Below are 16,829 nucleotides of genomic sequence, written 5' to 3' on the forward strand. Positions count from 1 at the left end.
ACCTTTAAATATGATTATTCAGTTAAGCCCGCAGGTGGCTCAGCAAATGCTTCCTCGCCGGTTTCTACATCAACCAGCTCGTAGCCACGTTGCTTTCTTACCACTTTTAAAACCGGCTTAGAAAACGCTGTTTTTAAACGATCTGCATCTGCTTCAAGTTCTTCGACTGTATTACCAAATGGTGCGGCACCGGTTTCTGACCAGTTAGTCACTTTACCATTTAAGTTATATTCAACTTCATGAATTTGATATTGTGCCGCTTCATCTTTTGTTGCTTCACAAAAAATGACACGGTAGTTCCAAAATCCAGCCATAGCTATTCTCTTTCTCTTTAATTAATCCTGCCACTTTAGCAGTTACCAACGCGATTATAAACGAAAAAACCCGCTATACAGCGGGTTTTCATAGGACTTATTTCTCAGCTTAGAAGAAGCTTACTTTAAACTCAGCACCGATGTAACGCTCTTCGTTCACCATTGCTGTGTTGTTATTGAAGTCGATAGCACCGATTGATTGCTGCTCATCGAACATGTTACGTACGAATGCTGATACTTCATATTCGTTGTCGCCTTGTGCCCAAGCATAGCCTGCACGTAAACCAACTTCAGTTAAAGGCTTGCCTTCAAACTCAACTGACTCGTATAAGAAGTAGTTGATTTCACTGCGGTAAGACACGTCACCGTAAGTGAAGAATTCACCATCAGCTACTTCGCGGCTATAACGTAATGTAAGGTTAGAGATCCACTCAGGTGCGTGCGGTAAGCTGTTACCGTCAAGAACAGCTTGACCTGCGTTGTTTAATGAGTTTGTTACAGTACACTGCGCACATACGTCAACAGCTAAGTCTTTATCTTTAAGCTCAGTGTTGTTGTAGCTTAAGTTAAATGTAGCATTTAGGTTGTCAGTTAATACCCACTCAGTGTCTAACTCAAAACCGTAACCAGTTGTCTTATCAGCATTAACTAAGCGGTTGAAGTTTGCACCACCACCTACAGCTGTTAATTGTTGGTCATCCATTGTGTAGTAGAACACAGTTGCGTTTACACGACCTTGGCCGTCAAGTACGTCTGATTTGATACCTGTTTCGAATGACGTCACAGTTTCAGACTCAGCAACAGTAACTTCATCACCGAATAAGATACGACCTTGGATACTTGGTGCACGGAAGCTGTTAGCAACACGTGCGTACCAGTTTACGTCATCGTTGATCTTGTAGTTAGCAGATAAATCCCAGCTAACGTGGTCGTCACTTGGGTTTTCTGTTAGGAATAACGCACCGCCACCTGCTGGGCTTAAAGTACGGTTTGCAGAGAATTCTTTTTCGTCATCTGAGTAACGAAGGCCCGCAGTGATTTTTAAATCATCTGTGATTGTGTAATCTAATGAACCGAATACCGCCCATGCTTTAGTATCTTGTTGCTGGATAACATAGCCGTTTAACTCACCTGGTGTTGAACCGTATGTATCGTAGCTGAAGTTTTCGATTGTTAACGCTTCGTCAAAGTAGAAAACACCTACTTGGAAATTTACGTCGCCAGCATAGTTGCTAGATAAACGAAGTTCTTGCGTGTATTGGTCTTGATCTGGAATGCCGTCAGCACTTTCAGAGTAGAATGGGATAAAACCAGGGCCCATATCTGGTAAGTAGCTTGCACCGTAACCACCGTCGATGTCAGCGCGAGAATAGATTTCAGCGCTTTCCCACGCAGAGATTGACGTAAGAGTTAAATCATTGATATCCCACTCAAGCTTTAAGCTTGCGCCTTGAGATTCAACTTGCTGTGTCGCACGAGAAGCCGCATCGTGATAAACCACATCGTGCTCAAAATTATCTACTAAGTCGTTTGAACCCGCTTTAATAGCGTTACCACGGAATGCGATTGGCTTACCGTCCATATCACGAACGTGGTAGTTGAAAAGACCTGTGAAATCGTCACCTTCGTATAAAAACTGAATACGTGCCGCTTTTTCAGTGTAACCACCTAAAACGTCATCTTGTTCAAAACCTGGTGCACGATTATCAATATAATCGTCTTTTTCTTGCCAAAGTACAGAAACACGCGTTGATAAACGGTCTGTTAAGCCACCGCCAACAGCACCTTCAAAGTCAACTGCGCCACGGCTACCGTAAGATACTGAACCATAGCCTTCAAATTCTTGTGATGGTTTAACTGTATCAAATTTAACAAGGCCAGCCGGTGTATTACGACCGAATAAAGTACCTTGTGGATCACGTAGAACTTCTACACGTGCTACGTCAAATACAGGGAAACCTTTTAAGATTGCGTTCTCTTGAACAACTTCGTCTACAACTAACGAAACTGGTTGAGAAGCATTTAGGTCAAAGTCAGTGTTACCTAGACCACGAACATAAAAGCGTGGGAAAGAACGACCAAACGAAGATTCGATTGATAAGCTTGGGATCTTCGCGTTCATAAAACGAATATCCATACCAGCTGAGCTGTAAGCGTCTAAGTTGTCACCTTGTAATGCAGATACAGCAACAGGTACTTCCTGAGCATTTTCTACACGTTTACGTGCGGTGATTTGAATAACTTCTAGTTGGTTGTTTTTTGCTGCTGGCGCTTCGTCTGCAGCAAGAGTTGAAAATGAAGTACCTGCTACGGCAGAGAACAACGTTGCATTGATAAGTGTTGCTAACGTAGATCTTTTCATTGCTTTCATGTCGGGTTTTAACCTTTTTTATGCACTCTTATTCAACGGTGATGATGTTGCGTCAATTCATTTGACGGGCTCGGCCAATTTTTCGCGCCTTGTAATAAGCTGCGCGGACCTCTAAATCGAGAGTGCAAAACGAAGTGAAGAGGCTGAACGAACGCTGACGATTATAACACTTTATGACACTTTTACTGCATTAAAAGTTAGAAATATACAAATTTTTTACAACAATTAGCGGCAACATCGACGCATTTAGAAGATTTTATGCAATTATTTTTCAATAAAGCGGACATATGTCCTGTGCATCTAATTACAACAATGTGTAGACATTATGTACAAATGAGAGCCACTTTCATTTGCTCCTTTTTCAGTAACTAATCGGTAACTCGTGCGAATTCTGGGTTAGCTAATTCGCATTCATGCTCATTTAATAAGCCTAACACTGCTAAATTTAATTCTTCGATTACTTCCATATAAAATGCAAAGTCGACGGTCTCTACGTAGCTTAGTACATCCACTTGTAAAGCCCAAGGCGTAAAGCCTTTAAAGCGAACCCGACACGGTTCAAAGGCGATATGCTTATGTTGTTCTAATAACTCTCTTGGATCTGCATAAACGACATAAGATTTTGTTGCTTGGTGTTGGCACTGAGCATCAGTTTAGGTCGATAAGAAATTCGCTCTCGTTCAGAGACGTTCTCAAGCTGCATATCAACAAACTTAGCATTTGCTACATAAATGACAGAGCGGTCAAGGGTTCGGATACGCGTGGCTCTTAAGCCTATTTCTTCCACAGTCCCCAACTGACTGCCAAATTTACATAGATTACCTATTTTTACCGGCGCAGAAATATAAAGGGTGATTGCAGCAATGATATTCTCAACAGTTTTTTGCGCTGCAAGGGCAATAGCAAGCCCACCAATGCCTAAGCCAGCTAACAAGGTAGTAGCATTAAAGCCTAAATTTTCAAACCACATAAATAGCAATGAAATGACAATCAGAGTTTTTGCTACATTGCTTATAGGTCGTAATAAGAAAATCGCTTGTGGCTTATCTTGTTTAATAAAACGCTGGCTTAATCTGTGTTTGGCAAGATCCACAGCACGTAAACAAATCCAACCCCACGCAATTAATAACACAGTTGCGCCATGGAATAGCGCCATTACAGCAATAGTGACATTTGATTGGTCGTTCAATGAACGCGCCATAAACACAGCAAGTAACAGGCTAATTGGCCCATTAATAAAACCAATAACGTCATTTTCTACAGGTACTTTCAAATGTGCTAGGATAAATGTGATTAAGCGAGTAATGATAATCGCGACTAGCAAAAACAACACAAATGAGAAGGCAAAATAAATCCATTGCCAAAGCATCACCCCCAAAAATTCGATGTCTGGCAGGTTATCATATAGCCATTCACCTACTTTGTTATAACCATACTCTTTGGTGAGTAACGGTATTTGACTTACCGTTGCATTTGATATTTTCCAGATCCGATTATCTGTTTTATCATCAGGTACTAGTTGTAATAAAATTTGTACCTTACCTTGTGATGTACTGATTTCCCCCACCAAATCACGATAGCTAGGCACACTTTCTTTTTGTTTACCTTCAGGCTTATTACTCAAGTTATCAACATCAACCCATAAGGTACGATCCAGTACCACTGATAAATTTTCAGCAAGTTGAATTTTTCCTAATGCTTCAACGTCTTTAGGTAGATTACGATAATCAAGATAATGGCTGGCCAGTTCAAAATCGCGAGCGCGAGCCGCTTTTAAGTAACCCTGCATTGAACTACGTGGCGTTATCCGGTCAAAGGCATCATAGGGCAAGTCATCTTCGAGAGATTCCTGCGCTTTTTCAGCTGTTGAAGGTTTATTGGTTTCTGATTCTTGTTTGACGGGCTTTTGTTCGACTTGTTCTTCCTTGCTATCTTTATCAATTAAGGATTTAACGGTCACTTCTGGTGTGGTTGTTGCCCATAATGGCGCGTTAAACAACAGTAAAAAACACACTAATAATTTACTAAATTGTAATGAAAACTGGGTATTACAACGGCTCACGCTTTATTCCTTGTTCGATAAACATTAAATCGCTGAAATATTCAGCTAATTAAATTAGAGCATGGTTTGTGTAACTGTACAAAAAATAATTAAAAATCTTTGCAAGTAAGCGCTGAGATGTTAGTTATATAGAGACTAAAGCAAAGGAAAACGATAATGCAGATTTCAAGTTCACTCATTCCTCATTGGTCGTCATTGATGATCCATGGCGCCATTGCCATCGTTTTTGGCTTATGTGGTTGGTTTGCCCCAGAAGCTTCACTAGCGATTCTGATGTTTATTTTCGCCGCTTACTTTTTTGTCGATGGTGCCATTAGGACTTGGTTAGCTATTGCTTCAAAAAATGAAAACCCACTTTGGTGGATGCTATTAGTGGGTGGTTTAATTTCAATTGCTGCTGCACTTGTAACCCTGTTTGCTCCCAACGTAACGGCTATCTTAATGCTCTACTTTATTGCCGCATGGGCCATTGCTATCGGTGTAATTGAAATATTGATTGCGAGTAAACTACGTAAAGAGATCAGTAATGAGTGGCTGCTAATTGGTAGCGGTATTATTTCAATAATCTTTGGTGGCTACCTAATATTTAACCCAGGCGCAGGCATAATCACCCTCCTGTGGCTAGTAGCAAGCTATGCAATCGTGTTTGGCATAATGATGGTGTTACTTGCTTTGAAGCTGAAAAAACTCAATGAACAAGCATAAAAAAGCGGCTTAGCCGCTTTTTTTATTTTTGGCTGTTACGCCTTGTTAAAGCAATTTCACCATCAATATGAATATCGCGCTGCGGGAATGCGATAGTAATGTTGTTTTCAGCAAATACTTTATAGATGCTAAAACGCAGCTCACTGCGCACTTGGCGAAGCGGTGCTTCTGATTCAGCACATACCCAGAAAATAGCGCTAAAAGTTAAAGAGCTATCAGCAAAGTCATCAAACAATACTGACGATGCAGGTGTTTTTAAAATGGCTGGATGCTCATTAAGAATTTGCTTCATCAGCTTTTCAACCAATACCACATCTGAACCATAAGCAACGCCAACATTTACAAACGAACGAGCATTACGGTCAATTAAGGTCCAGTTAGTTACCGTGTTTTCTAATAAATGGCTATTAGGTACCAGCATATGCACACCATCGTTACGACGGATACGAGTTGAACGGGTATTAATAGTCTCGACAACCCCTTTTGCTGTGCCTACTTCTAAAAAGTCACCAATACGAATTGATCGCTCCCACATTAATATCCAACCACTAATAAAGTTATTAATAATGTTTTGCGCACCAAAACCAACACCGATAGCAATGGCACCAGAAACAAATGCAAACGCCGTCAGAGGAATATTGAGTACCTCAAGCGAGGTAAACACGAGCACAGCAATAGTAACGACAAGATAAATACGCGTGAACAGGTGAACTGTGTCAGGGCCTAGGTTTTTTGCCTGCAATGCTTTTTTAATTAATCGACCAATCCAGGTGACCACAAACCACATTAAAAACAGTACCAAAGGTACTTGAATTACTTTTAGTACAGTAATTTGCACATCATTGTAGGTGAACAAGACAAACGATAGTGCAGATTGCAAATCAGCAAGGGTCATAAATTAACATTCCTAGTAAAAAATGAGTTTGATTCAGTTGTGACTAAGTTTAGCACGGCATAATAGGTGAAAACTTGGTAAATACTAAGTTCTTTATGCGCAATATGCGCTAATTATTAACTATTTTAGACTACAGCTGCTATATACATAGAGAGAGCTTGAGGTTTCACAGGCTTTGAATAGCACGAGGAGAACACAATGTCACAAATGACGCTCACACAAAAACTTGCCACTTTACAACCCTTGGTCAATCTAAACTTATTTGAATCAAGTTTAGAGTACCGTAACCGCATCTTAAACTTACTTGCTGAGCAAGAACACTCACTGACTTTAATTAACAAAGAGTTTGGCAACGCTATGCCAGAAAAGCTTTGGCTCAGAGAAAAAGTTTGTGTTGGGTTACAACTAACCTATGGTGATTTATTACCAACAAGATTTAAACTGGCAGCTAGTGCCACTTTTTACTTAAGTGAGCCATTAATACACAATTGATGGCTTTTTACGCACATTTATCCCCTCCATCACATTATTTGCGTTCAAATTCCCCATTCAGACGACAAACTTGATTGTTTCTAGCCAAAAATTTGATAAGTTAGAAAAGATTTATCCACATTTTTGGAGCTCTCATGCGTAAGACCTTAGTAGCAACTACGATTGCTAGTGTGCTTTTATTATCTGCTTGTAGTTCACAACAAGCCGACACTCAAACTCAAGTTGAAACTGCCGCTGAAACACAAACAGCTAATGTTGAAAACGTTCTTTTCAAGCCAAGCCCTTTACAATACATGGCCCCTGAGTTTGATAAAATTTCGACCAAAGATTACGAGCCAGCGTTTGAAGCAGGCATCGCACAGCAAAAAGCTGAAATTGCAAAGATTGCAAACAACCCAGAACCAGCAACATTTGAAAATACCCTTGTTGCTATGGAGTACTCTGGTGAGCTATTAGACCGTACGTCTGCGGCATTTTTTAATCTATCGGGTTTAATCTCTGACAGTGAGTACCAACGTATCGCCGCGAAAATGGCGCCGATTATGTCAGCTCACACAGATGATATTTACTTAAACAAAGCTTTATTTGCTCGCGTACAAAGCATTTACGACAACAAAGCGTCTTTAAATGCTGAAGATCAACGTCTTGTTGATTACTACTACAAAAAGTTCGTTAACGCAGGTGCAAAACTAACTGAAGCTGAAAAAGCAAAAATGCGTGAAATCAACGCAGAGCTTGCCAAGCTTTCAACTGAGTTTTCACAAAACATCTTAAAGTCATTCAAAGAAGATGTGATTTTAGTTAAAGATAAAAGTGAATTAGCGGGTTTATCTGAAGGTGAAATTGCAAGCCTTGCAGCTGCTGCCAAAAAAGCAGGTAAAGAAGGTTACATGATCACGCTAGTGAACACGACTCGCCAACCTATCTTACAAAGCCTTGAAAACCGCAAGCTTCGTGAAAAGATTTGGACAACGTCTTCAACGCGTGCACAAGCAACAAACAGCCCTATCATCATCAAAGAAACTAAGCTACGTGCAGAAAAAGCGGCATTACTTGGTTATAAAGATTGGGCTTCGTATGTAATGACTAATCGTATGGCGCAAACAACTGAAAATGTTTACGGCATCCTTGATGACTTAGCACCGAAAGCGGTTGCTAAAGCAGAGGCAGAAGCAGAGCAAATCCAGCAAGTAATCAAAAAGTCAGGTGAAACGTTTGCGCTTCAACCTTGGGACTGGGCGTTTTACGCGGAGAAAGTTCGCCAAGAGAAGTACGACTTAGACCCAGCTTTAGTTAAGCCTTACTTTGAAATGCAGTCAGTGATCCACGACGGTCTATTCTTTGCGATGAATAAACTTTACGGTATTACCTTTAAAGAGCGTAAAGACCTACCGATTTATCACGAAGACGTCATGGTGTTTGAAGTATTTAACGAAGACGGTAGCGCTATCGAACATATTCTACATGGACCCTTACGCACGTGAAGGTAAACGTGGTGGTGCCTGGATGAGTGCTTATGTTAGCCAAAGCGGTCTTAAAGACACTATGCCTGTGATCTACAACGCACAGAACATTCCTAAGCCAGCTGAAGGTCAACCTACACTCATGACTTTCTCTGAAGTAACGACTATGTTCCATGAGTTTGGTCACGCTGCACACGGTTTATTCTCTGACGTTAAATACCCAAGTTTAGCAGGTACAGCCACTGCTCGTGACTTTGTTGAATTCCCTTCACAAGCACACGAAGACTGGAATATTGAACCAACAGTACTGGCAAACTATGCCAAGCACTACAAAACAGGTGAGCCAATTCCAAAAGCGCTTTTAAATAAAGTACTTGAGTCACAAAAATTCAACCAAGGCTTTGATACAACTGAGTATTTAGCTGCGGCACTGCTTGATATGGAATGGCACTCATTTGGTGTTGATGCTGACGTTACAGACGTTCAAAAGTTTGAACATGATGCATTAGACAAGCACGGTATTGCTTACTACCCAGTACCACCACGTTATAAGTCTTGCTACTTCAGCCACACCTTTGCCGGTGGTTACTCAGCGGGTTATTACGCTTACCTTTGGACTGAAGTATTCGCAGCAGATGCGTTTGCACACATGACTGAAGAAGGTGGTTTAACACGTGAAAACGGTGATAATTTCCGTAAAGAGATTTTATCAAAAGGTAACAGCCGCGACTTAATGCAAAGCTACATTGAGTTCCGTGGTCAAAAACCAACAACAGACGCACTATTAAAGCGTCGTGGTTTAGTTGAATAATCACACTGTTGTTTAGAGTATGAGGGGTAACCCTCATACTTTTTAAGTGTCAATTAAATTTTCACCCCGCTTTTATTCCTATTCACCTCAAAGTCGTTGTCAGTTAACTCGTTTTTGCTAATCTCAAAGAAAAACACGAGCTCACACATGAAAAACGCTTTACTTTTAGGACTTTGCTCAGCATTAGCTGCATGTTCATCACCCCCAGATGAGCGCGCTGACATCGTGATAGAAAACGCCCAAATTATTGATATGCAAACTGGGGCTATCGCAACACAGCAATCTCTTGCCATTCGCGATGGAATTATCATTAAACGTAGCGATAAACCTTTAAGTAGCCACTATCAAAGCTCAACATTGATTGATGCCAAAGGTCAGTATGTCATGCCTGGTCTATGGGATATGCATGTTCATTTTGGCGGTGGTGATGAGCTTATTGAAGAGAATAAACAGCTCTTGCCACTGTATTTAGCTTACGGCGTAACGACTGTTCGTGATGCTGCGGCTGATTTAAGTGAATCTGTACTTAGCTGGCGAGAACAAGTAAAACAAGGTCAGTTAGTGGGGCCAACTATTTTCACCTCAGGCCCGAAATTAGAAGGTAAAGGGTCTATTTCGGCCTGGTGATTTAGAAGTAGAAACGACTGAAGAAATGCATGCTGCAATGGATCTGTTAGACAGCATGGACGTTGATTTTATCAAAATTACCGACAGCGCTTTAACGCCTGAGCTTTATCTAAAGGCAGTAAAAGAGGTTAAAAAACGGGGTTACCAAATTTCGGGGCATATTCCATTTTCATTGTCTGTGACTGATGTCTCCAAGGCGGGGCTTGATGCTATTGAGCATATGACCTATATGCTTAAAGCTGCGGCTAAAAACGAAGCGGATATTTCTGCAAAGGTTGCCTCAAAAGAGCTGAGCTATCGCACTGCGCTGCCCATTATCACCGCGCAGTTTGATGAACCAACAGCCATTGAGAAGTTTACGGTTCTTGCTAACAACGACACCGCCGTGGTGCCAACCTTGATTGGTGGCAAAATAACGGCTTACATTGATGAAGATAATCATCAGGACGATGCCTATTTAGATTATTTAGGTAAGGGTTTAAAAGCGACTTATCAATGGCGAGTTGATAGAGCTAACAAAGACACCCCTGCACAAATCAAACAGCGCAAAGAGCGTTTTATTAAAACCGCACAGTTACTCCCTATCGCCCAACAAGCAGGTGTGAGCATTATTGCAGGCACAGATGCAGGCTTTTTAAATTCGTATATTTATCCGGGGCTTTCTTTACACCAAGAACTGAGTATTTTTACTGAATATGGCCTAACACCACTGCAAACGCTGCAAGCTGCGACACTTGCGGGGCCTAAATTTTTAAATAAACAACAGCAATACGGTGCCCTTAGTGAAGGCAAAGTAGCGGATCTCATTTTGCTTTCAAAAAACCCGCTTATTGATATTAGTAATACACAAACGCTAAAGGGTGTTGTCTCGCACAGCACGTTTTACGATAGCAACGCACTTGAGCTTTTAAAGCAACAAGCCAAAGCCTTTGTTGCCAGCCAACCCTAACCCCCCCCATTGCCCATGACCGCGTATTATCCGTCATGGGCAATTTTAATTTTCAGCCATCTCATATACACTGCCCTTTTTGCACATAACTCGAATAACATGACCTACTTATTTGCTGTAACCCTGCTTTGGGCCTTTTCGTTTAGTCTTATTGGTGTCTATTTAGCAGGCCAAGTGGATGCATGGTTTAGTGTATTAATGCGTATTGGCTTGGCAACTTGCGTATTTTTGCCCTTTTTACACTGGCGTAAAACGCCTAAAGCCTTAGCCCTAAAGCTCATGGCAATTGGCGCAGTACAACTTGGTGTGATGTACAGCTTCTATTACCATTCGTTTTTGTACCTTAGCGTGCCCGAGGTACTGCTATTCACGGTAATGACGCCACTTTACATCACTTTGTTAAACGATTTGCTTGAAAAACGTTTTAATGCCAAGTTTTTATTCGCCGCATTACTGGCTATTTTAGGCGCCGTTGCTATTCGCTATGAAGGCGTCGATGAGAACTACCTTATTGGTATGTTAATGGTGCAGGCTGCCAATATTTGCTTTGCCACTGGGCAAGTAACCTACAAACGTTTAATGCAAGATGAGCAGCTCCCCCACTCTCGGGTGTTTGCTTGGTTCTTTATTGGCGCTTTAATTGTCGCGCTGATTTGTTACGGTTTATTTGGTGATACCAGTAAGCTACCCACCACAACGACACAATGGGGCGTGTTAATTTACTTAGGCACGATTGCTTCAGGGCTTGGTTATTTTGCTTGGAATAAGGGCGCGACCATCGTCAATGTAGGTGCCTTGGCTGTCATGAATAATCTACTGATCCCAGCAGGGATCATCGTTAACATTGTGATATGGAATCGTGATGCCGATATCATCAAGCTTACCATCGGCGCAGCGATTATCTTATTAGCACTTATTATAAATCAGAAACTTAATAAAACTGCCATGGAGCAATGATAGGCTAAACTCTATTAGATTAGAGGAATGCTGTTATGCGCGCACTGGTTTTATGTTGTTTAGTTTTAATTATTCAAGGTTGTAAGAATCTGCCTGAGGAGCAGGCAGTGCAAGTGGGTGCTAGGCCTTACTATTTAATCGACAAGATGACTGATGGACCTTTAAAGCAGCAACTTGCGACATGCGCTAATGGCCCTTTCTATAAAACTGATTTTGTAATTGGTCATCGCGGTGCCCCCATGCAGTTTCCTGAGCACAGCAAAGAGTCATATTTAGCCGCTGCAAGAATGGGCGCTGGCGTACTTGAATGTGACGTCGCCTTTACTAAAGACAAACAACTCGTGTGTCGCCATTCACAGTGTGATTTACACACCACTACCAACATTTTAGCGATTCCTGAGTTGGCTGCAAAATGCAGCCAACCTTTTACCCCGGCCAAAGGCGGCCAACCAGCTCAGGCTAAATGCTGCACCAGCGATATCACCCAAGCTGAGTTTTTAACCTTAAAAGCTAAAATGGATGGCGCCAACCCAAACGCCAAAACCGTCGCAGAATATATGCAAGGAACGCCAAGCTGGCGCACTGACTTATACGCAAACAGTGGCACCGTAATGACCCACCAGCAAAGCATTGAGTTATTCAAATCACTGGGTGTAAAAATGACACCCGAGCTAAAAATCCCAGAAGTTAGCATGCCATTTAATGGTTTTAGCCAGCAAGATTATGCGCAAAAAATGCTTGATGAGTATCGGGATTTAGGTGTGAATAGCGATGATGTGTATCCGCAATCATTTAATCTTGAAGATGTGAAGTATTGGCTAAACAATCACTCTGAATTTGCGAGCAACAGTATTTATCTTGATGGCCGAGATGAGCAAGCAGACTTTGATGCCATGGATGACACCACCTGGCAGCCATCAATGCAGGCTCTGTATAACGATGGAGTACGCATTATCGCACCGCCAATGTGGATGCTTTTGAGCCTTGATGAGTCAGGTGCAATAGTGCCATCGCTTTATGCTATTAAAGCTAAACAAGCCGGACTGAACATCATTACTTGGAGTTTAGAGCGCTCTGGTCCATTAAATAATGGCGGTGGTTATTATTACCAGTCGATTGCCCGTGTAATTAAACAAGATGGGCAAATGATGAAAGTGGTAGACGTCCTTGCTAAGCAAGTGGGTGTGATGGCTATTTTCTCTGACTGGTCTGCTACTCTTACCTATTACGCAAGCTGTATGCAGTATCCTGCCTCAAAGGAATAACTGAGCATCAATAAATTTCAAGGGCTTTGACTCGTCCAAAAGGTGGGGCTGAGGTATTATTAGCTAAACCGTTTTTTACAAGGATAAACATGATTATTCAGCACCAGAGCCACGACATAGCGACCAACACAGGCGCAATGCGCACCAGTATTTATCGTCCTGTAGAAGAAGGTAAATACCCGTGTATTATCTTCTATTCTGAGATTTTCCAAGAAACAGCACCAATTGCACGCTCTGCGGCAATACTTGCTGGCCATGGTTTTGTCGTGTTAGTGCCAGAAGTTTTTCATGAGTTAAATCCTATTGGGACAGTACTTGCCTATGATGATGCAGGTAAAGACAAAGGCAATGCCGACAAATGGGCAAAACCGCTTGAGAGCCATGACTCAGATACTGACGCTTTAATTGCATTTGCACGCCAACAAGATTACTGCACAGGGAATGTAGGTGCGATGGGCGTATGTATTGGTGGTCACCTTGCATACCGTGCTGCATTAAACCCAAGTATCAAAGCCGCTTTTTGTTTATACGCGACAGATATACACAGCGATACCTTACCAGCGCAAGCGGGTAATAACTCATTTGAGCGCATGGCAGATATTAAAGGTGAGATCCACTTTGTTTGGGGTAAACAAGACCCTCATGTACCAAAAGAAGGCCGCCTTAAAATTTACCAACAAGCGGTGGCAACAGGCATTAATTACCAGTGGCAAGAAGTGAACGCCCAACATGCGTTTATGCGCGACGAAGGCGACCGATACGATCCAGCCCTTGCCATCAGCATGTATCAACAAGCCGTTGCTTTATTTAATCGCACGCTTGTTTAAATAGTGCTTTAGTAAACACCTTGCATATCAAGGTGTTTACCTTCACTTTTAATAAGTTATACTCATTCGGTCACATTGATTTAAGAGCTTCTCATCATGACTGAAAAAAAAACTGTCAAAATTCCTCCTATCAGTAGTAAGCGATTCGCAATTTTCGGCATTATGCTGGTGTGCTTGGTACTGCAAATAATTAATACCCTACCCGGCATAAACTTAAACGGTTTAGGTATTTTGCCAAGACAAATGTCTGGTTTATCAGGGGTATTTTTTGCGCCATTTTTACATGGTGGCTGGGCGCACCTTTTTAGTAACCTAGTGCCATTTGCTATTCTCGGCTGGCTAGTTTGCCAATTTAGCGTAAAACGCTTTTGGCTGGTGTTTGCAGGCACAGCGCTCGTTGGTGGGTTATTAGTATGGCTATTTGGCCGCAGCAATATTCATGTAAACCTAAGTGGTGTTATCTACGGTTTATGGGGCTATTTAATTAGCTACGGCATTATGCACCGCTCATTCAAAGCCATTTTAATCAGTATTGCGGTTGTTGTGTTATACAGCGGCCTGATTTGGGGTGTTTTTCCGCAGCGCGTTCATATTTCATTCGAAAGCCATTTATTCGGCGCAATCAGCGGCGCATTTATCGGTTATATTATGGCAAAACGTGATAAACAAAAGAGCCCAAAGCTTTAAACTGACAGCTGAAAGCTGAAAGCTGAAAGCTGAAAGCTATAAGTTAGTCTCTTAACTTCATTGTCACCATCACGACGCCATGGTCGGTACTTTGATCATCATAGGCAAACTGTGGGTTGATTAAGTGCTGATCATAGGTGTGATAATCAACTACCTCGAAAAAGCTGCTCTGAAACCCGGCATCAAACTCACGGGATAACAAAATATAATCAAATACTGAGCTGCTACTACCAAAATAGTGGGTGGCTTCTCTGTCGTTCTCAGTGACAACATGGCGCTGATAGAGTTGCCAACTATCTTGTAGTTTAAACTCTGAACGAGATGGGCTATTTTGGCTATGACCGCTAAAACGAAGGTGGTCAGCGATTAAATGGTTAAGCACACCATCGTGTAACTCATTATTAAAGTCCCCCATCACAATCACAGGGTTATTGGTGTGCGCTCTGCGCTTAATAATTTCAACGAGTAACAGCGCTGCTTCACTGCCACGCTGCATACTTGATGCCCAGCGCCCAAGGGCTTGCGATTTTAACTGCATAACTAAGTTTTGCTGTTCGCTTTGGCTTTCATCATCTTGGTGATGGAGCATGCTGCGCTTAGATTTAAAGTGCACTACATAGCAATCGACGTGTCCTAAGTGAGGTACTTCAAGTGTTGCGCGAATAATACTGCGGCTAAAGTTAAAATTATCGCTCAAGCCCATCGCTAAAATATCATCTTGCTCTGCCTCAACCTGACTGACAGCAACAATTTTAAAGCGTGAGGCAATGGCCACAACCGGATCGCGATAAATAAAGTCATCAATCACCGTTGGCTCATCAACGACTGCAAAATAAGGGTAACCCTCTGCGTTAACTTGATGTTTTAGTTCATTGATACTGAACACTTCTTGAAAGCCAATAATGTCTGGCTGCTGATTTTTAAGGTAATCGGCCAGCCAGCGCTGCTTTTTGGTCCATTGCTCAGCGCTATAAATGCGCTGAAAATCATAAAAGGCGTCAGGTGGCGCTAAATAATTATATAAATTAAATGTCGCCACCTTTAATTGGCTGTTTTTTATCACTTAATTCCTTATTCGTGTAACCACTCAGAGGCAATAATCGGGTCTTCAAAGTATTTCACTTCGCCACTGATAAACCAGTTACCCACTTTGCTTGCCACTTGTTGCCAGTGTTTGTTACCAACTACTGCTATACGGCAAAACTCTTTGTTGTGTTTAAGGCCTAGCTTAAAATCATCCCACGCGGCTTGTAACTCCCAGCCTTCTAGTTCAGTAATATCAACATAGGCTCTTATTTTTGCACTCGGAACTGCCGCTACAGCATTATCTATAAGCGGAGTGAGAGTTTTATAATCCTCGTGGGTAAGCTTCCCAACAATTTTCATTGTGAGATAAAAAGTCGTGCCAGTGCGCTCAAGGCCAATGGCTAAACCATGCTTTTTCATGTCATCCTCCTTGTTATTCATAATTAATAACTGTACTTCCCTTGCTCTATCTGATCAACTAGGATGGTAGTCTCGTAATGACATTCATTAAAGCACAATTTAGGAGTTTCAATGAGTAATACCGACAGTTATACGCCACCTAAAGTGTGGCAATGGGATGCAGAAAACGGTGGTGAATGGGCGAAGACAAATCGTCCGGTCTCAGGTGCAACCCACGAGCAAGACTTGCCCGTTGGTAAACATGACCTACAACTCTACTCACTTGCGACACCAAACGGCCAAAAAGTCACTATCATGCTCGAAGAGCTATTAGAGCTTGGTATTGATGAAGCCGACTACGATGCATTTTTAATTAAAATTGGCGATGGTGACCAATTTTCTTCAGGGTTTGTCAGTGTTAACCCTAATTCAAAAATCCCAGCCTTAATGGATCACAGTACCACACCCGTTACTCGCGTGTTCGAGTCAGGTGCAATTTTACAATACCTGGCAGAAAAGTTTGATGCGCTGATCCCAAGCGATCACGCCAGTAAAACAGAATGTCGTAATTGGCTGTTTTGGCAAATGGGCTCTGCCCCCTACTTAGGCGGAGGCTTCGGTCACTTTTATAGTTATGCACCATTTAAAATGCAGTACCCAATTGATCGCTTCACCATGGAAGTAAAACGCCAGCTAGACGTATTAAACCGTCATTTAAGCGACCATGACTATATGGCTGGTAGCGAATATTCAATTGCCGATATCGCTATTTGGCCTTGGTATGGCAGCTTGGTACTTGGCAATTTATACGATGCGGCAGAGTTCTTAGATGTTGAGTCATACAGCCATGTGATGCGCTGGGCAAAACAAATTGAGCGCCGCCCTGCTGTAAAACGAGGTCGTAGAGTCAATAGAACTTGGGGTGATGAAGCTGAGCAGTTAGCAGAGCGCCACTCTAAGGAAGATTTTTAAGGGCTTA

The 16,829-nt window shown here is 42.0% G+C and carries 16 protein-coding genes and 1 pseudogene; 10 read left to right on the forward strand and 7 right to left on the reverse strand.

The features are described 5' to 3' along the window. Window positions 1-14 precede the first annotated feature (14 nt). From ACRWSG_RS03510 to ACRWSG_RS03525, 4 genes are all read right to left on the reverse strand, one after another. Window positions 15-314: a hypothetical protein gene (locus tag ACRWSG_RS03510; protein ID WP_054561952.1), complete on the reverse strand. Its 300-nt coding sequence runs from the start codon at window positions 312-314 to the stop codon at window positions 15-17. A gap of 109 nt (window positions 315-423) precedes the next feature. Next, complete coding sequence (locus ACRWSG_RS03515) at window positions 424-2,685, reverse strand: TonB-dependent receptor (RefSeq protein ID WP_462165625.1); 2,262 nt, start codon at window positions 2,683-2,685, stop codon at window positions 424-426. Window positions 2,686-3,053: 368 nt separating this feature from the next. Next, the gene (locus ACRWSG_RS03520; protein WP_462166887.1) at window positions 3,054-3,254 is read right to left on the reverse strand and encodes a hypothetical protein; all 201 of its coding nucleotides are present in this window, start codon (window positions 3,252-3,254) and stop codon (window positions 3,054-3,056) included. A 14-nt stretch (window positions 3,255-3,268) separates the two neighbouring features. Continuing rightward, complete coding sequence (locus ACRWSG_RS03525; protein WP_462165627.1) at window positions 3,269-4,747, reverse strand: mechanosensitive ion channel family protein; 1,479 nt, start codon at window positions 4,745-4,747, stop codon at window positions 3,269-3,271. Window positions 4,748-4,903: 156 nt separating this feature from the next. Between ACRWSG_RS03525 and ACRWSG_RS03530 the strand changes: the two genes are divergently transcribed. Then, complete coding sequence (locus ACRWSG_RS03530; RefSeq protein ID WP_054551794.1) at window positions 4,904-5,452, forward strand: HdeD family acid-resistance protein; 549 nt, start codon at window positions 4,904-4,906, stop codon at window positions 5,450-5,452. Window positions 5,453-5,474: 22 nt separating this feature from the next. On the opposite strand, the gene ACRWSG_RS03535 is transcribed toward ACRWSG_RS03530, so the two are convergent. Continuing rightward, window positions 5,475-6,347, reverse strand: a complete 873-nt coding sequence (locus tag ACRWSG_RS03535; RefSeq protein WP_462165628.1) for a mechanosensitive ion channel family protein — start codon at window positions 6,345-6,347, stop codon at window positions 5,475-5,477. 198 nt (window positions 6,348-6,545) lie between these two features. Here ACRWSG_RS03535 and ACRWSG_RS03540 point away from each other — a divergent pair, with 198 nt between their 5' ends. The 8 genes and pseudogenes from ACRWSG_RS03540 (at window position 6,546) to ACRWSG_RS03575 (ending at window position 14,425) form a co-directional block, all read left to right on the forward strand. Then, on the forward strand, window positions 6,546-6,839 hold the full coding sequence (locus tag ACRWSG_RS03540) for a hypothetical protein (protein WP_462165629.1): 294 nt from the start codon (window positions 6,546-6,548) through the stop codon (window positions 6,837-6,839). Window positions 6,840-6,973: 134 nt separating this feature from the next. Further along, a pseudogene (locus ACRWSG_RS03545) lies at window positions 6,974-9,113 on the forward strand (M3 family metallopeptidase). A gap of 147 nt (window positions 9,114-9,260) precedes the next feature. After that, a complete protein-coding gene (locus ACRWSG_RS03550; RefSeq protein WP_462165630.1) occupies window positions 9,261-9,740 on the forward strand; it encodes an amidohydrolase family protein in 480 nt (159 codons plus the stop codon). Between the two features lie 37 nt (window positions 9,741-9,777). Next, window positions 9,778-10,689, forward strand: coding sequence for an amidohydrolase family protein (locus tag ACRWSG_RS03555; protein ID WP_462165631.1), 912 nt, complete (start codon window positions 9,778-9,780; stop codon window positions 10,687-10,689). 99 nt (window positions 10,690-10,788) lie between these two features. Next, on the forward strand, window positions 10,789-11,646 hold the full coding sequence (locus ACRWSG_RS03560; RefSeq protein WP_054551798.1) for a carboxylate/amino acid/amine transporter: 858 nt from the start codon (window positions 10,789-10,791) through the stop codon (window positions 11,644-11,646). 35 nt (window positions 11,647-11,681) lie between these two features. Beyond that, window positions 11,682-12,911, forward strand: coding sequence for a glycerophosphodiester phosphodiesterase family protein (locus ACRWSG_RS03565; RefSeq protein WP_462165632.1), 1,230 nt, complete (start codon window positions 11,682-11,684; stop codon window positions 12,909-12,911). A gap of 89 nt (window positions 12,912-13,000) precedes the next feature. Further along, window positions 13,001-13,738 carry a dienelactone hydrolase family protein gene (locus ACRWSG_RS03570; RefSeq protein WP_054551800.1) on the forward strand — a complete coding sequence of 246 codons (738 nt, stop codon included), beginning with the start codon at window positions 13,001-13,003 and terminating at the stop codon, window positions 13,736-13,738. 96 nt (window positions 13,739-13,834) lie between these two features. Continuing rightward, the gene (locus ACRWSG_RS03575) at window positions 13,835-14,425 is read left to right on the forward strand and encodes a rhomboid family intramembrane serine protease (RefSeq protein WP_462165634.1); all 591 of its coding nucleotides are present in this window, start codon (window positions 13,835-13,837) and stop codon (window positions 14,423-14,425) included. A 43-nt stretch (window positions 14,426-14,468) separates the two neighbouring features. On the opposite strand, the gene ACRWSG_RS03580 is transcribed toward ACRWSG_RS03575, so the two are convergent. Continuing rightward, the gene (locus ACRWSG_RS03580) at window positions 14,469-15,488 is read right to left on the reverse strand and encodes an endonuclease/exonuclease/phosphatase family protein (RefSeq protein WP_462165635.1); all 1,020 of its coding nucleotides are present in this window, start codon (window positions 15,486-15,488) and stop codon (window positions 14,469-14,471) included. An 8-nt stretch (window positions 15,489-15,496) separates the two neighbouring features. After that, on the reverse strand, window positions 15,497-15,871 hold the full coding sequence (locus ACRWSG_RS03585; RefSeq protein WP_054551805.1) for a SpoIIAA family protein: 375 nt from the start codon (window positions 15,869-15,871) through the stop codon (window positions 15,497-15,499). 111 nt (window positions 15,872-15,982) lie between these two features. Between ACRWSG_RS03585 and yghU the strand changes: the two genes are divergently transcribed. Continuing rightward, window positions 15,983-16,822 (forward strand): glutathione-dependent disulfide-bond oxidoreductase, encoded by an 840-nt coding sequence (gene yghU, locus ACRWSG_RS03590; RefSeq protein ID WP_054551806.1) that lies wholly within the window; start codon window positions 15,983-15,985, stop codon window positions 16,820-16,822. The last annotated feature ends 7 nt before the right edge of the window (window positions 16,823-16,829 follow it).

It is taken from the genome of Pseudoalteromonas sp. GB43 (genome assembly GCF_054923805.1).

What these genes read in the sequence shown, in the direction of transcription:
- ACRWSG_RS03510 (WP_054561952.1), bottom strand. Translation starts at nt 314, where the DNA reads ATGGCTGGATTTTGGAACTACCGTGTCATTTTTTGTGAAGCAACAAAA.
- ACRWSG_RS03515 (WP_462165625.1), bottom strand. Translation starts at nt 2,685, where the DNA reads ATGAAAGCAATGAAAAGATCTACGTTAGCAACACTTATCAATGCAACG.
- ACRWSG_RS03530 (WP_054551794.1), top strand. Translation starts at nt 4,904, where the DNA reads ATGCAGATTTCAAGTTCACTCATTCCTCATTGGTCGTCATTGATGATC.
- ACRWSG_RS03535 (WP_462165628.1), bottom strand. Translation starts at nt 6,347, where the DNA reads ATGACCCTTGCTGATTTGCAATCTGCACTATCGTTTGTCTTGTTCACC.
- ACRWSG_RS03540 (WP_462165629.1), top strand. Translation starts at nt 6,546, where the DNA reads ATGTCACAAATGACGCTCACACAAAAACTTGCCACTTTACAACCCTTG.
- ACRWSG_RS03550 (WP_462165630.1), top strand. Translation starts at nt 9,261, where the DNA reads ATGAAAAACGCTTTACTTTTAGGACTTTGCTCAGCATTAGCTGCATGT.
- ACRWSG_RS03555 (WP_462165631.1), top strand. Translation starts at nt 9,778, where the DNA reads ATGGATCTGTTAGACAGCATGGACGTTGATTTTATCAAAATTACCGAC.
- ACRWSG_RS03560 (WP_054551798.1), top strand. Translation starts at nt 10,789, where the DNA reads ATGACCTACTTATTTGCTGTAACCCTGCTTTGGGCCTTTTCGTTTAGT.
- ACRWSG_RS03565 (WP_462165632.1), top strand. Translation starts at nt 11,682, where the DNA reads ATGCGCGCACTGGTTTTATGTTGTTTAGTTTTAATTATTCAAGGTTGT.
- ACRWSG_RS03570 (WP_054551800.1), top strand. Translation starts at nt 13,001, where the DNA reads ATGATTATTCAGCACCAGAGCCACGACATAGCGACCAACACAGGCGCA.
- ACRWSG_RS03575 (WP_462165634.1), top strand. Translation starts at nt 13,835, where the DNA reads ATGACTGAAAAAAAAACTGTCAAAATTCCTCCTATCAGTAGTAAGCGA.
- ACRWSG_RS03585 (WP_054551805.1), bottom strand. Translation starts at nt 15,871, where the DNA reads ATGAAAAAGCATGGTTTAGCCATTGGCCTTGAGCGCACTGGCACGACT.
- yghU (WP_054551806.1), top strand. Translation starts at nt 15,983, where the DNA reads ATGAGTAATACCGACAGTTATACGCCACCTAAAGTGTGGCAATGGGAT.